Here is a 13,087-nt window from a genome sequence, read left to right on the forward strand (position 1 = left end):
TCATGCGCGTGGATGTGCCATGATGTCTAATGCCTTTAATAATGACAAAAGATACCCTGAGGGTATGGATATGATTGAGTTAAAACGTCTGAATGCGTTCGTCACCGTGGTGGAAGTGGGCAGCATTACCCGCGCCGCAGAACTGCTGTTTATCCAGCAACCGCCGCTGACACGCCTGCTACAGGGGCTGGAACAGGAATTTGGCGTGCCTTTGTTACAACGTTTGCCGCGCGGGGTGATCCCGACCGAAGCGGGCGAGGTCTTATTGCAGGAAGCCCGCGCGGTACTGGCACGGGCCGCTCAGCTCAGCGCCGCGATGCATCGTGCCGCACAGGGAGAACAAGGGCGCGTGCGTATCGGTTTCACCAGCTCAGCCGCGCTGCATACCTTTGTGCCTGCGCTGCTGCGCCGCTACCGGGAGATTTATCCGGCGGTCAGCACACAGCTTGAAGAAAGCGGCAGCGGCGAGTTACTGGCGTCTGTGGTGGCGGGCGAGCTGGATGTCGCATTTGTGCGTATGCGGGTCAAAGATATGCCCGAATTAGAAATGGAAAAAGTGCTGGAAGAACCGATGTGGGTGGCGGTTCCGGCCGGACACAAACTGGCATCGCGGACTTCCGCCAGGCCGCTCAAACTCGAAGAACTGAGCAACGAACCTTTTGTGTTGTACCGTCGTCGTGCCGGGCAGGGATTGTATGACGCCATACTGGCAGCGTATGTCCGCGCCGGTTTTAGCCCGCACATCGTGCAGGAAGCGCCGCGGTTAACATCCTGCCTGAGTCTGGTCGGCGCGGGGCTGGGGATTTCTATTGTGCCGGAGTCTATGACCCGCCTCGGCGGCGATGGCGTGGTGTTCCTGCCACTGGATGCCGCCACGCAACTCAGTGCGCCGCTGTATCTCGCGCGGCGGGAGGACAGCCATTCATCGGCTATAATCAATACGTTTTGTGCGCTGGTGAAATCGCAATTAACGGTGCAGTAATTCTCTGCACATTAAAGATGTTGCTCAGAAATATGTTTCTGGGTGGATTCCAGCGTAATGCCGTCAGATTCGATGGCGCTGAGCAGCGAATCGAGCAGGCCGGGGAAGCGGGCGTCCAGATCTTCGCGGCGCAGTGAAAGCAAATTGGCGCGGCCATCCGGGCGCTGCCAGATCACGCCGCTGTCCCGCAATACGCGCCAGTGGTGAGTCAGTGTCGATTTCGACAGTCCCTGCAATAAGGTTCCGCAAGGATGCTCGCCGCCTTTTGCCAGCGTGCGCACCACGGCCAGACGTAGCGGATTGCCCAGCGCAGTCAGAACATTTTCGAGGCGGATCTGCCCGCGCTCAGGGTGGTTGGCTATCATCGGACTATCCTCTTAAAGTACAAAAATCAACGGCCGCGCAATATAGCCTATCCCTCTGCTGCTGTACAACGCGATGGCCTCTCACCAATTTCATCGATAGAATAAAATTATTGTACGAATATACACGTACAATTGTAGTATACTCTCCGCATTAAGAAGTTTAGTACTCATTACTTTGTGACGGGACGTGATAACCACTCTCCGCCAACTTAGCCATCAACCAGTAAGGACGTTATATGGCTCGCAAAACGCCAATCGAGCGCTACCGCAATATCGGTATCTCAGCACACATCGACGCAGGTAAAACTACCACCACCGAGCGTATTCTTTTCTATACCGGCATGAATCATAAGCTGGGAGAAGTGCATGACGGCGGTGCGACCACAGACTGGATGGCTCAGGAACAGGAGCGCGGCATTACCATTACGTCAGCCGCCGTGACCTGTTTCTGGCGCGGGATGGATCACTCGTTCGATGAGCATCGCATTAACATTATCGACACTCCGGGGCACGTGGATTTCACCATTGAAGTGGAACGTTCCATGCGCGTACTCGACGGTGCGGTAATGGTGTATGACGCCGTGGGCGGCGTGCAGCCACAGTCTGAAACCGTCTGGCGTCAGGCCAATAAATACAAAGTGCCGCGTCTGGCTTTCGTTAACAAAATGGACCGTCAGGGCGCAGATTTCTTCCGTGTCCGCCAGATGATGGTCGATCGCCTGAAAGCCAATCCGGTGCCGATTGTTATTCCGATCGGTAAAGAAGAGCATTTCACCGGTGTGGTGGATTTGCGCAAAATGCGCGCCATTTTGTGGGACGACGCGACACAAGGGATGACTTTTACCTATGAAGCGATCCCGGCAGAACTGCAGGCGCTGGCGGAAGAATGGCGAGAAAAAATGGTGTCGGCCGCTGCTGAAGCCAACGACGCGCTGATGGATAAATATCTCGAAGAAGGCACGCTGACCGAGGATGAAATTACCGAAGGTCTGCGTCTGCGCACCATCGCCGGTGAAATCCAGCCGATGCTGTGTGGCAGTGCGTTCAAGAATAAAGGCGTACAGCGCATGCTCGATGCCGTGATCGAACTGATGCCGTCTCCGCTGGATATTCCACCGGTAGCGGGCACTGACGAAGACGGTAACGAAGTGTTCCGTCATTCCGATGACAACGAGAAGTTTTCGGCGCTGGCGTTCAAACTGATGACTGACCCTTATGTCGGCCAGCTGACGTTTGTCCGTGTTTATTCCGGCGTGCTGAAAAAAGGCGACAGCGTGTATAACCCGGTGCGCGGTAAGAAAGAGCGTATCGGGCGTATTGTGCAGATGCACGCGAATGACCGTATCGAGATTGATGAAATCCGTGCCGGTGATATCGCTGCCTGTGTCGGGCTGAAAGATGTGACGACCGGTGAAACGCTGTGCGATCCGACCGACATCATTACGCTGGTGCGCATGGAGTTCCCGGATCCGGTGATTTCGCAGGCTATCGAACCGAAGACTAAAGCCGACCAGGAAAAAATGGGGATCGCGCTTTCACGGCTGGCATCAGAGGATCCGTCATTCCGCATCCGCACCGACGAGGAATCCGGCCAGACGATTATTTCCGGAATGGGCGAATTGCATCTGGAAATCATTGTCGACCGCATGAAACGTGAGTTCGGCGTGGAAGCCAACATCGGTAAACCGCAGGTAACGTACCGCGAAACGGTGCGCAAAACGGTGAAAGATGTGGAGGGGAAATTTGTACGTCAGTCCGGCGGTAAAGGGCAGTACGGCCACGTGGTCTTCATGCTCGAACCGTTGCCGGCAGGCACTGGCTTTGAGTTTGTCGATGCTACAAAAGGTGGCGTAGTGCCGCGCGACTATATCCCGGCGGTAGAGAAAGGGGTCACGGAGGCGCTGAACAACGGCATTCTGGCCGGTTATCCGGTGGTCGATGTGAAAGTGACACTGACCTTCGGGTCATACCACGAGGTCGACTCCTCGGAAATGGCGTTCAAAATGGCGGCGATCTTTGGTTTCAAAGAAGCGGCTAAACGTGCAGATCCGGTGATCCTCGAGCCGATGATGAAAGTCGAAGTGGAAACGCCGGAGGAGTACGCCGGTGGCGTGATGGGCGATTTGTCCTCGCGTCGCGGTACAGTGCAGGGCATGGAAGAGATCGCGGGCGGCGGCGGTAAAATTATTAAAGCCGAAGTTCCGCTTTCCGAAATGTTCGGCTACTCCACCGTTTTGCGGTCGATGTCGCAAGGTCGTGCAACCTACAGCATGGAGTTCAATCACTATGCCGAGGCACCGCGCAATGTTGCTGAAAACATTATTGCGTCGCGTGGCAAATAAGCAATACCGGCGTAATCTCCGCCAGAGACAAAACGGTCCGCAAGGGCCGTTTTTTTTGGTCGTAGAAAAGGATTTAATAGTTTATGACTTCATTGTGTGACACGCTAATGCGCATCTCAGGTGTGTATGAGGAGGGTGTTATGTCATCAGTAACGGGAAATAAAAAACGAACGAATGTCACGCTGAGTGCCGATTTACTAGAACAGGCCAAAGTGTTCGGCATTAATCTTTCAGCAACGTTTGATAAAGCGTTAGGAGAAGCGGTGAAAGAGAAGCAAAGGAAACTTTTCTTAGAGGAAAATCAGCAAGCAATGGATTCCTGCAATGCCTTTACTGAAAAGGCAGGACTGTTCTCTCAGGGACGTGGAGTGTTGTAATGGCGCAATTTGATGTGTACGAAAATCAGGGAGAAGGTAAAAATCTTTATCCCTATTTTATGGATATTCAGAATCCCTTATTTGAAAGACTTAATGAGCGGATCGTTGTGCCGCTAACTGCACTTAGCAACCTGAAACCCATCAGGCATCTTCATCCCCTTATCAGGATCCAAAATCATCAATACGTGCTTATGACTAATCTCCTGACCAGCGTAAGTGCGACGCAATTACGTCATGAACCGGTGTTAAATGCAGATATTCATCGGGCGGATGTTGTTGCAGCGCTGGACTTACTGGTCATGGGAATTTAAGGCGCAGAATTCTGCGCCTTATTTTACGCGGTTATCTAGCTGACCAGCTTACTGACGATGGTCGCCACGTGTTTGCCCTGATGCACGGCAATGCGCAGCTCTTCTGCACTTGGCTGACGTGAGCCATCGCCACCGGCGATAGTGGTGGCGCCATAAGGCGTACCGCCGCGAACCTGTGAAATATCAAACAATTCAGGTGTGGTGTAACCGATGGGAACGATGATCATGCCGTGATGGGCGAGGGTGGTCCAGGTGGAGGTGATGGTCATTTCCTGACCGCCGCCGGTACCGGTGGAGCTGAATACGCTGGCGACTTTACCGGCCAGTGCGCCTTTGGCCCACAGGCCGCCGGTCTGGTCGAGGAAAGTACGCATCTGGCCGGTCATGTTACCAAAGCGGGTAGGTGTACCGAAAATAATGGCATCGTAATCGCCAAGTTCTGCGGGAGATGCGACTTCTGCCGTCTGACCAGTTTTGCCACCGGCAGCCTTAAAGGCTTCTTCAGGCATCGTTTCTGGGACGCGTTTTATCGTGACTTCAACCCCGGGAACGCTGCGTGCGCCTTCTGCAACGCTGTGCGCCATCGTTTCAATATGACCATACATGGAATGATAGAGAACCAGTATTTTTGCCATTTTTAACTCCTGTTGAGGTGATGTTTTTTCCATATCACGCGCTGGTTTAGAGCCGGTAATACGGGCGAAAAATTCGCTTAAAAATCCCACATTGACTCCTGCGCCTGCACGGCGGTTGTCATGAGCAAGAGTGTTCATCGTCCGCGCATCAGACGTGAGTTACAAACGCAAATTTTTGAACAGGCTCATCAATTAATTAGGGCAAAGGTGCAGAGAAGGTGGGTTTCGCACCTCTATATACTAGAACAGAAGTGCGGGACTGGCGGGAGAGAAGGGGGGGGAGATAAAACGTAGTCAGAGTGCATTATTCTCTTTCTTTTTCCCAACTGACCAGAATTGAGATTTCATCAGGTTGCGCGATGAATTTACTGAGTGTGGCGGTATGACCGTCTTTCATCATGACCGATACGGCCACGCCAGTAATGCCGTGATCCAGCGGGGTTTCTTCAACGCGCTGAAGCATTTTCAGACAGGTAAATTGCTGCTCTGGCGGCAGATGTTTGAACTGATCGGTGTGGCGTTTTTTCATATCGGCATCCTTCCGTAAATTTGCCCATCACGCATTAAAACCAGCTTATGGGTGCGCTTGTAATAAATCGCTGTGAAAACACCTTTGCGATAGACCTGAGCATCCGCGTTATCTTCATCAAGGTATGCTGCAGTCCCTTCGATATATCCCTGCTTGTCAGCGGGAAAGATTTTGACATCAATCCCTTTAATGCGGGCGTGAACGACTTTTTTGGTTGCCTGTGCATACTGCTTCGCCGAGTTTTCCATCGCCTGCTTCAGCGCCGCGCTCTGAATGGACGTCTGACGATTTTGTTCTGCCATGTAACACGTATCTTTTGATATGCCTTGTGACTGACAGTCCGCCATTCTGGACGCTTGAGTGGAGCAGCCTGCAAGGACGGTCAGCGCAACAATGACTAAAAGTTTTTTCATTTTGATTTACCCGTATTGGAAAGATGGGGGACGAGTCCCCCCTGAATTTTTACCAGCCAACACTCACGCCAGCGCCGTAACCGAAGTTACTTTGTGAATCGTCTGAAACTGACATTTTCACGATGGTAGCGCGGCTTGCATGGAATGATGCACCGACGGAAATTGCATTCTGTGAATCGTAGCCACCGACACCGGCACCGACCGCGAATTGCTGAGATTCCTGCACCTGAGGGATATTGGCCTGCGCCATAGCGGAAGCCGATCCGGCAGCGGCTTCTTTCTTATTGCCATCAACCTCAGATTTCAGGTCGTTGAATTTCTTGTTGGTATAGTCATTTGCCTGCCCCAGGGTTTGTGCATCTGCCACCGCGCGGCTGTGAGATTCAGCCAGGATTTCGCCTTGCTGTTCCTGCTGTGTTTGTGCCAGGGTTTGGATCTGCTCCCCGTAATACACGCTCTCGATTTTATGCTGCCTAGCGGCCATTGCAGACTTCTTCTCTGCTGCTTGCTGTTGTTGAGCTACTTTCTGTTGTGTGGCATGAGCCGATGCATCGATCTCAGCCTGGGTCTTGGCCTGCACCATGCGCTGGTATTTATCACTCTGAACCATCTGTAACTGCTTAGCCGCACCTTCCGCAGTGTCTTGTGCTGTTTTTGAATCGTTAGCAGCTTGTTCAGCCGTACCCTTTACATCACTTAAAGCAGATTTATTTTGATCGATTTCGTCTTGTTCAACGTGAGAAGCAGCTAAGGCGGCGGCGGCATTCATGCGTGAATAGTGATCTTGAGTGAGGTCTCTGCCATTTTGACCCGCAGCGCCGGTATCGCCTTTAGCGCCATCTTTGCCATCTTTGCCATCGACGCCATCGCGGCCTGCTGTTCCGTCTTTGCCGTCAGTACCTTTTGCTCCATCTGCACCTACGGGACCTGTTTGGCCAGTAGCGCCATCTACAGCAGCTACCAGAGAAACATGTTGTTGAGCAGTACGATCTCTATTGGCCTGCTGCATTGCAGCGCCATCGATCTGAGCTTGCAGGTTATTATCGCTCTCCAGACGTGCGGAAGTTTCTTTATCAATCTGCTGGCGGGCGTAATTAACACCCATTGTTGCGGCTTTGATATCGTTATCCTGCTTGTCGTCGATGCCTTTCTGGTCATTTTTATTCTGGTCAATCTTTGCGTCTAATACCGCTTCATTGTCCATCGCATTTTTATGCGCCGCATCAGCACGACCTAGGGCAAAGGCCGCTGCTGAACTCGCCTGTTCGATTTTTAGATCCTGACCATCATCACGAGTTGTTTGTGCTGTTTTGATGCTGTTGATCTTGACGTCCTGTAACTGGTCGTACCCTGACCGAGAAGCTAATTTTTCTGCAAGTGATGTTGTTTTAGCTGGTGCATTTAGAACAGGTGGTTCATCAACCAGCTTACTAGCAGTATGGGTGGATTGTGCGTCTGGGGGAGTGACAACTGGCTCAATCGGGACAATGGGTGCGAGTGAGTTTTGTGGTTTTTGAGCATCATCCTGAGTCGGTTTGATTGGCAGGATCTGTACAACTCTGTCTCCATTGTCATAACCGGTGTAGTAGCTATTTCCTTTCAGAGCATCATTAGCCTGTTGCAGCGTATCAGACTCATAAACTCTTGTGACCAATTCTGGTTTGAAGTGTGCAATTTCAGGATTGTTTGAAAAATAGTTATCTGCAGCTTCTTTATCAGCCCCTGATAAAGCGGCTTCTGCAGTATTTGGTGCAACAGCCGTACCTATAATTACGCCAGCCAGCGCAGCAGACGTTAATACACGCCGGATTGTCGAGACCGAAACACCGAAAATATTAGCAAGTTCGGTTGTACTGGTTTGCCCTGCTGCGAAAACTGAAATTATTTGAGTGTTACGACTGCTTGAAGAATTCATCTGTTTTTTCCGGCCATAAAATAAGTATCTGTTAGCGACAAATAAGAAGCGTTATCAGAACGCTATTTTTGTCTCCTTGCCAAAATCATACATGCGGTGAATGTGACTTGCTTCACGCATTCACCTAACGTTTGACTTATGTCAAGAAACGTAAACTTATAGCGCTACATGAATTTGTTTCACTTAGCGCGCTTATTTGTCGCTAATGGACACAAATTTGAGTGTCTGCATTGTAAGGAACTAGGAATTTTCGTAGCGAATAGCGACGGGATGAAATCTCTATGAGATTCTTGTACAATATGCAGGGTTAAAAAAACGGGAGATAAGTGAATGGCAGATAACGCAAATGAGTTCCTGGACTATGTCCGGAGGCTGGATATTGATCAGCCCGCGTTGTGTATCCTGTTGGGACTGCCGCGCAGCACGTTAAATAAGTGGATCAACGGCACGGTGACGCAAATCCCACAAGTGGCCGTTTCTGCTGTCAGAATGCTTTGGTTCATGCGCAACAGTGATGAAGCATTATTTGAAAAGTGGGCGATAGTGCAGGATTTTGGTGTGACTGCCGACTATGCCGTCAATGACAGAGTGCAGGAATTCTTGCATACGATTAAACGTGAACCCAGCCCGGCGATCAAAAAGCTATTGAACAAATAACGCAGCGGGCAGGATGTTTGCCGCAGCTGACGGGCGATAAAAAAGGCGGTTAACTTTTAGGGTTAACCGCCTTTTTTATCAGAAGAGCAGGGTGACTTATTCAGATATCAACTTCAGACAACAACGTCGAAAATCATCTTCACCGGTTCGATATTCGTAAAGTTCGCCACATCCGCGACGAAATCTGCAGCATTATCTTTCATGCCTTTTTCGAAGTCTTCCATTGAGAGGCAATAGATATGGCAGGCAGCAATGAATGGGGTCTCTGCCGGTGCGCCCTCGGGCATTTTGTCGATGGCATAAGAATGGCAATACTCGCCCATTCGGCGTTTGATCAGCGGTAAATGCACATCGCGGTAATAATCATGGTCGAAGGTTCCGCCTTTAATGTTCGGGTAAAGCACGCTGTATTTAATCACGTCGTCTCTCGTCTGTTTACGGATAAAAATCAATTTTAGCGTACCGGCCACGGTCGCGCCTCGCCATTTGTGCCCGATGATATTTATCTGAAAAATCATTCATCTGCTCATATGTACTATGCTTAATAGATTGATATTTAGCATGGAATACGCATGGGATTTTTAGGTTGGACAGCGGCAGTCGGAGGACTGCTATTGATCATGTCACTGGCGTCGGGGTGGATTTCCCGCGGCCCTGTGACGACTTTTGGTTTATATCTTGCGGCGGGAATTGTCTGTGGCCCCTGGGTTCTGGATTTACTGCATATTGATCTGGTGGCCTATTCCACGCTCACCGCTCATTTCACTGAAATCGCTATGGCGGCGTCTCTGTTTATTACCGGGCTCAAGCTGAGGTTACCTTTTCGCGCGCAAAGCTGGCGCGTAGGCGTGTTGCTGGCGTTTCCGGCTATGCTCCTTACCGTTTTGTGTGTCGCAGGTATTGCGCATTACATCACCGGTATTTCCTGGCCGCTGGCACTGGCGCTGGGTGCTATTATCGCGCCAACGGATCCGGTGCTCGCCAGCATGATTGCGGTGAATGATGCTAATGATGACGATGGTTTACGCGTTGCGCTTTCCAGCGAAGCCGGCATGAATGATGGCTCCGCGCTGCCGATCCTGATGCTGGCGCTGATGCTGTTTACCGCGAATGAAGGTCTGTCTTCGCAGGCCATCTGGCACTGGGCATGGCGTGATGTTGTCTGGGCATTATTGGGCGGGCTGGCGATTGGTTATGCAATGGGCAAGCTGGTCGGGCTGAGTGCCACGCGTTTTCACAGCCGTCAGCGAACGGTCGCGCCCAGTGATTTTCTGGCACTGTCGCTGATCGCGCTAAGTTACGCCGCTGCGCAGAGTTTAGATGCTTCCGGTTTTCTCGCCGCCTTTGCCGCCGGTGTCGGGCTTCGCAGCGCAGAAGTGCGCGTTGTTTCCCTGCATCCGCCAGACGATGTGGAAGAAGGCTCGCGGCCGCCACCGGCGGAAGTCATGGTCAATCCGCATCAGCGCCACTCCATGCAGGCCGAAATGCCGCGCAATTCTATCGGGCTGATGGTCGGTGATGCACTCTCTTTTGGCGATACGATTGAACGTATCTTTGCGGCGGGGATCGTCATGGTGCTCGGTATCACGCTGGCTGAGCACTGGGAACCGATGGGGCTGCTGATTGCCGCGTTGCTGTTTATCGTGATCCGGCCGCTGGCAGTTTATATCACCACGCTTGGCGTGCATGTGCCCAAGGGACGGCGGCTGATGATTGGCTGGTTTGGTATTCGTGGTATCGGCAGTATGAATTATATCGCTTACGCCTGGACACACGGTTTACACGGGGCAGAGGCCAATTATATGACCAATATTGCCTTTACCGTCATTGTGACCAGCGTAGTCATTCACGGGCTGACCGTTTCACCGGTGCTGAGCTGGCGTAAAGCGAGACAGGAGGCCGCACGGGAAGAACGGGAAGCGCGGGAAAAAGAGCAGGAAAAAGAAGCATAGAAAAACGGACGCTCAGGGCGTCCGTTTATCTTTCTGATGTGGCGGTCAGGCAATCTGTTTTTTGCTGAGACTGAGCATAAACAGCGCCGCAGCACAGAGCACGACAGAAGGGCCTGCCGGTGTATCGTAAAACGCCGAAAATGTCAGGCCGCCGGTAACGGCAATAATGCCAATTGCAACTGCCACCATTGCCATCTGTTCGGGCGTTTTAGCAAAACGGCGTGCCGTTGCCGCAGGGATAATCAGCAGAGAGGTAATGATCAGCGCACCGACGAATTTCATCGCCAGACCAATCGTCAGCGCGGTCACCAGCATCAGAACAACCCTGGAACGCTGCAGATTCACGCCATCTACATGGGCCAGTTCAGGGCTGATGGTCATCGACAGCAAGGCGCGCCATTGCCAGCACAGCACGGCGATGACCACCGTTACACCGATGCCAATCATCCAGATGTCGCTGTAAGTCACAGACAGCAAATCACCGAACAGATACGCCATCAGATCAACACGAACACCTGACATCAGGCTGACCACAACCAGCCCGAGCGACAGGGCGCTGTGCGCCATAATCCCCAGCAGCGTATCGACGGCGAGATGCGGTTTACGCTCCAGCGCCACCAGCAATACGGCAAGTAATAAGGTGACGGCGATAACGGTGTAAAAAGGATTGATATTGAGCAGCAAACCGAACGCAACGCCCAGCAGTGAGGCGTGTGCCAGCGTATCGCCGAAATATGACATCCGTCGCCAGACCACAAATGAACCCAGCGGGCCGGCAGCGATAGCCAGCAAAACACCGGCCAGCCAGCCCGGTAATAACAGCGCGATCATGCGTCACGACCTCCGGTATTACGCAAAATTATCTTTCCCTTTAAATCATGACGATGATTGTGGTTGTGACGATAAATTGCCAGTTGCTCTGCACCGCGGTTGCCAAACATCGCAATAAATTCTGGGTGCGTCGACACCACTTCAGGTGAACCGGAACAGCAGATATGTTGATTCAGACACAGTACTTCATCGGTTTTCGCCATCACCAGATGCAAATCATGCGACACCATCAGCACCGCACAACCCAGCTCGCAGCGCAGGCTGTCGATCAGATTGTAAAGCGCCAGTTGTCCGTTGACGTCAACACCTTGCGTGGGTTCATCCAGTACCAGTAACTGCGGGCTGTTCATTAATGCCCGCGCTAAAAGGACACGCTGGTTTTCGCCACCGGATAACTTTTGCATCGGTTGGTCCAGCAGATGCGCGGCCTGAACGCGTTTAAGCGCAGGCAGAATATCGCTTTTCTTCACGCCAGGTTTGAGACGCATAAAGCGACTGACGGTCAGCGGCATGGTCGGATCAAGGTGAATTTTTTGCGGAACGTAGCCGATACGCAAGCCCGGTTCGCGGGTCATGACGCCTTCTGTGGGCGCAATCAGGCCAAGCACCACACGGACTAATGTGGATTTCCCCGCCCCATTCGGGCCGAGAAGGGTCAGGATTTTCCCCGGTTGCAGGTTCAGCGAGATGTCAGACAGCACGCGTCGGGAACCGAAAGTCACTGATATATTTTGGAGCGTAGCTAATGTGGGCATGTCATAGGGTCTTGCAGAACAAATCGGATGTTATAATATTGCGTTTCGCGAAAAATAACCAGTTTCCCCCACACGAAGATGAGTTCACTCAGCATGATACAGAAAAAAAGCGTTAAACGGATGTTTCTGGCAGCCGCAATATTGACTTCAGGTGCGGTTTTCAGCGCGCAGGCCGACGTTGTAGCCTCCGTACGCCCGCTGGGATTCATTGCATCAGCGATTGCCGACGGCGTCATGCCGACAGAGGTCTTGCTGCCTGACGGCGCATCACCGCATGATTTTGCCCTGCGTCCTTCCGATATTGCACGCCTGCGCAGCGCCGATCTGGTGGTATGGGTGGGGCCGGAAATGGAAGCCTTCATGACAAAATCCGCCGCACAGTTACCACCAAACCGTCAGGTAGAAATTGCGACATTACCGGCCGTCAAACCGTTGCTGATGAAAGGCGGTGAGGATGAGCATGACCACGATCATGCCCATGAAAATGACGGGGATGAGCACCATCACGGTGAGTACAATATGCATGTCTGGTTATCACCGGAAATCGCCCGTGAAGCCGCAATTGTGATCCATGACAAACTTGTGGAGCTGGTTCCGCAGAAAAAGCAACAATTAGATGCAAATTTGGCACGTTTTGAAGATGGCTTGACAAAAACTGACAAAAATATTGGTACTATGCTGCAGCCTGTGCAGGGTAAGGGATATTTTGTTTTTCACGACGCTTATGGCTACTTTGAAAAACACTTCGGCCTCTCGCCACTTGGTCACTTTACGATCAACCCTGAAATTCAACCCGGCGCACAGCGATTACATCTCATTCGAACACAGTTGGTTGAGCAAAAAGCGACCTGCATTTTTGCTGAGCCACAATTCAGGCCGGCCGTCATAACGGCTGTTGCCCAGGGAACAAAAGTGCGTATGGGCACATTGGATCCGCTGGGGAGCGGCATTGAACTGGATGCGGACAGCTATGTGAACTTTTTGTCACAGCTGGCGAACCAGTACCTGAGCTGCCTGAAGTAA

General features: G+C 51.9%; 15 protein-coding genes. 7 read left to right on the plus strand and 8 right to left on the minus strand.

The window, feature by feature from the left end; all coding sequences use genetic code 11:
* Positions 1–64: 64 nt before the first annotated feature.
* Positions 65–982 carry a LysR family transcriptional regulator gene (locus EC840_RS03235; RefSeq protein ID WP_207914729.1) on the plus strand — a complete coding sequence of 306 codons (918 nt, stop codon included), beginning with the start codon at positions 65–67 and terminating at the stop codon, positions 980–982.
* A gap of 11 nt (positions 983–993) precedes the next feature.
* Here EC840_RS03235 and EC840_RS03240 read toward each other — a convergent pair whose 3' ends face one another.
* Positions 994–1,347 (minus strand): helix-turn-helix transcriptional regulator, encoded by a 354-nt coding sequence (locus tag EC840_RS03240; protein WP_112289990.1) that lies wholly within the window; start codon positions 1,345–1,347, stop codon positions 994–996.
* Between the two features lie 236 nt (positions 1,348–1,583).
* On the opposite strand from EC840_RS03240, the gene fusA reads away from it, so the two are divergent.
* The 3 genes from fusA to EC840_RS03255 all read left to right on the plus strand — a co-directional run bounded on the left by fusA (position 1,584) and on the right by EC840_RS03255 (position 4,377).
* Positions 1,584–3,689, plus strand: coding sequence for an elongation factor G (fusA, locus tag EC840_RS03245; protein ID WP_132963973.1), 2,106 nt, complete (start codon positions 1,584–1,586; stop codon positions 3,687–3,689).
* 140 nt (positions 3,690–3,829) lie between these two features.
* Positions 3,830–4,066 (plus strand): type II toxin-antitoxin system CcdA family antitoxin, encoded by a 237-nt coding sequence (locus EC840_RS03250; RefSeq protein WP_095921781.1) that lies wholly within the window; start codon positions 3,830–3,832, stop codon positions 4,064–4,066.
* The gene (locus EC840_RS03255; RefSeq protein WP_095921782.1) at positions 4,066–4,377 is read left to right on the plus strand and encodes a CcdB family protein; all 312 of its coding nucleotides are present in this window, start codon (positions 4,066–4,068) and stop codon (positions 4,375–4,377) included. Before EC840_RS03250 ends, EC840_RS03255 begins: the two co-directional genes overlap by 1 nt.
* Before the next feature lie 35 nt (positions 4,378–4,412).
* Here EC840_RS03255 and wrbA read toward each other — a convergent pair whose 3' ends face one another.
* The 4 genes from wrbA to EC840_RS25345 form a co-directional block, all read right to left on the minus strand.
* Positions 4,413–5,012, minus strand: a complete 600-nt coding sequence (wrbA, locus tag EC840_RS03260) for an NAD(P)H:quinone oxidoreductase (RefSeq protein ID WP_207914730.1) — start codon at positions 5,010–5,012, stop codon at positions 4,413–4,415.
* A 304-nt stretch (positions 5,013–5,316) separates the two neighbouring features.
* Complete coding sequence (locus tag EC840_RS03265; RefSeq protein ID WP_112289996.1) at positions 5,317–5,541, minus strand: hypothetical protein; 225 nt, start codon at positions 5,539–5,541, stop codon at positions 5,317–5,319.
* Positions 5,538–5,954 carry a hypothetical protein gene (locus EC840_RS03270; RefSeq protein WP_132963974.1) on the minus strand — a complete coding sequence of 139 codons (417 nt, stop codon included), beginning with the start codon at positions 5,952–5,954 and terminating at the stop codon, positions 5,538–5,540. The genes EC840_RS03265 and EC840_RS03270 overlap by 4 nt, the downstream gene beginning before the upstream one ends.
* Positions 5,955–6,003: 49 nt before the next feature.
* Positions 6,004–7,869 carry a YadA-like family protein gene (locus EC840_RS25345; RefSeq protein ID WP_207914731.1) on the minus strand — a complete coding sequence of 622 codons (1,866 nt, stop codon included), beginning with the start codon at positions 7,867–7,869 and terminating at the stop codon, positions 6,004–6,006.
* 330 nt (positions 7,870–8,199) lie between these two features.
* Here EC840_RS25345 and EC840_RS03280 point away from each other — a divergent pair, with 330 nt between their 5' ends.
* Complete coding sequence (locus EC840_RS03280; protein WP_129638772.1) at positions 8,200–8,526, plus strand: hypothetical protein; 327 nt, start codon at positions 8,200–8,202, stop codon at positions 8,524–8,526.
* A 113-nt stretch (positions 8,527–8,639) separates the two neighbouring features.
* Here EC840_RS03280 and EC840_RS03285 read toward each other — a convergent pair whose 3' ends face one another.
* Positions 8,640–9,044: an EthD family reductase gene (locus EC840_RS03285; RefSeq protein ID WP_232829943.1), complete on the minus strand. Its 405-nt coding sequence runs from the start codon at positions 9,042–9,044 to the stop codon at positions 8,640–8,642.
* Between the two features lie 54 nt (positions 9,045–9,098).
* Between EC840_RS03285 and EC840_RS03290 the strand changes: the two genes are divergently transcribed.
* On the plus strand, positions 9,099–10,478 hold the full coding sequence (locus tag EC840_RS03290; protein WP_132963975.1) for a cation:proton antiporter: 1,380 nt from the start codon (positions 9,099–9,101) through the stop codon (positions 10,476–10,478).
* A gap of 45 nt (positions 10,479–10,523) precedes the next feature.
* Here EC840_RS03290 and znuB read toward each other — a convergent pair whose 3' ends face one another.
* On the minus strand, positions 10,524–11,309 hold the full coding sequence (gene znuB, locus EC840_RS03295; RefSeq protein WP_112290003.1) for a zinc ABC transporter permease subunit ZnuB: 786 nt from the start codon (positions 11,307–11,309) through the stop codon (positions 10,524–10,526).
* The gene (gene znuC / locus EC840_RS03300; protein ID WP_132963976.1) at positions 11,306–12,064 is read right to left on the minus strand and encodes a zinc ABC transporter ATP-binding protein ZnuC; all 759 of its coding nucleotides are present in this window, start codon (positions 12,062–12,064) and stop codon (positions 11,306–11,308) included. Before znuC ends, znuB begins: the two co-directional genes overlap by 4 nt.
* Positions 12,065–12,157: 93 nt before the next feature.
* Here znuC and znuA point away from each other — a divergent pair, with 93 nt between their 5' ends.
* Entirely contained in the window at positions 12,158–13,087 is a 930-nt protein-coding gene (gene znuA, locus EC840_RS03305) for a zinc ABC transporter substrate-binding protein ZnuA (protein WP_120162889.1), read from the plus strand.

The organism is Rahnella sp. JUb53 (assembly GCF_004346065.1).
GTDB lineage: Bacteria > Pseudomonadota > Gammaproteobacteria > Enterobacterales > Enterobacteriaceae > Rahnella > Rahnella variigena.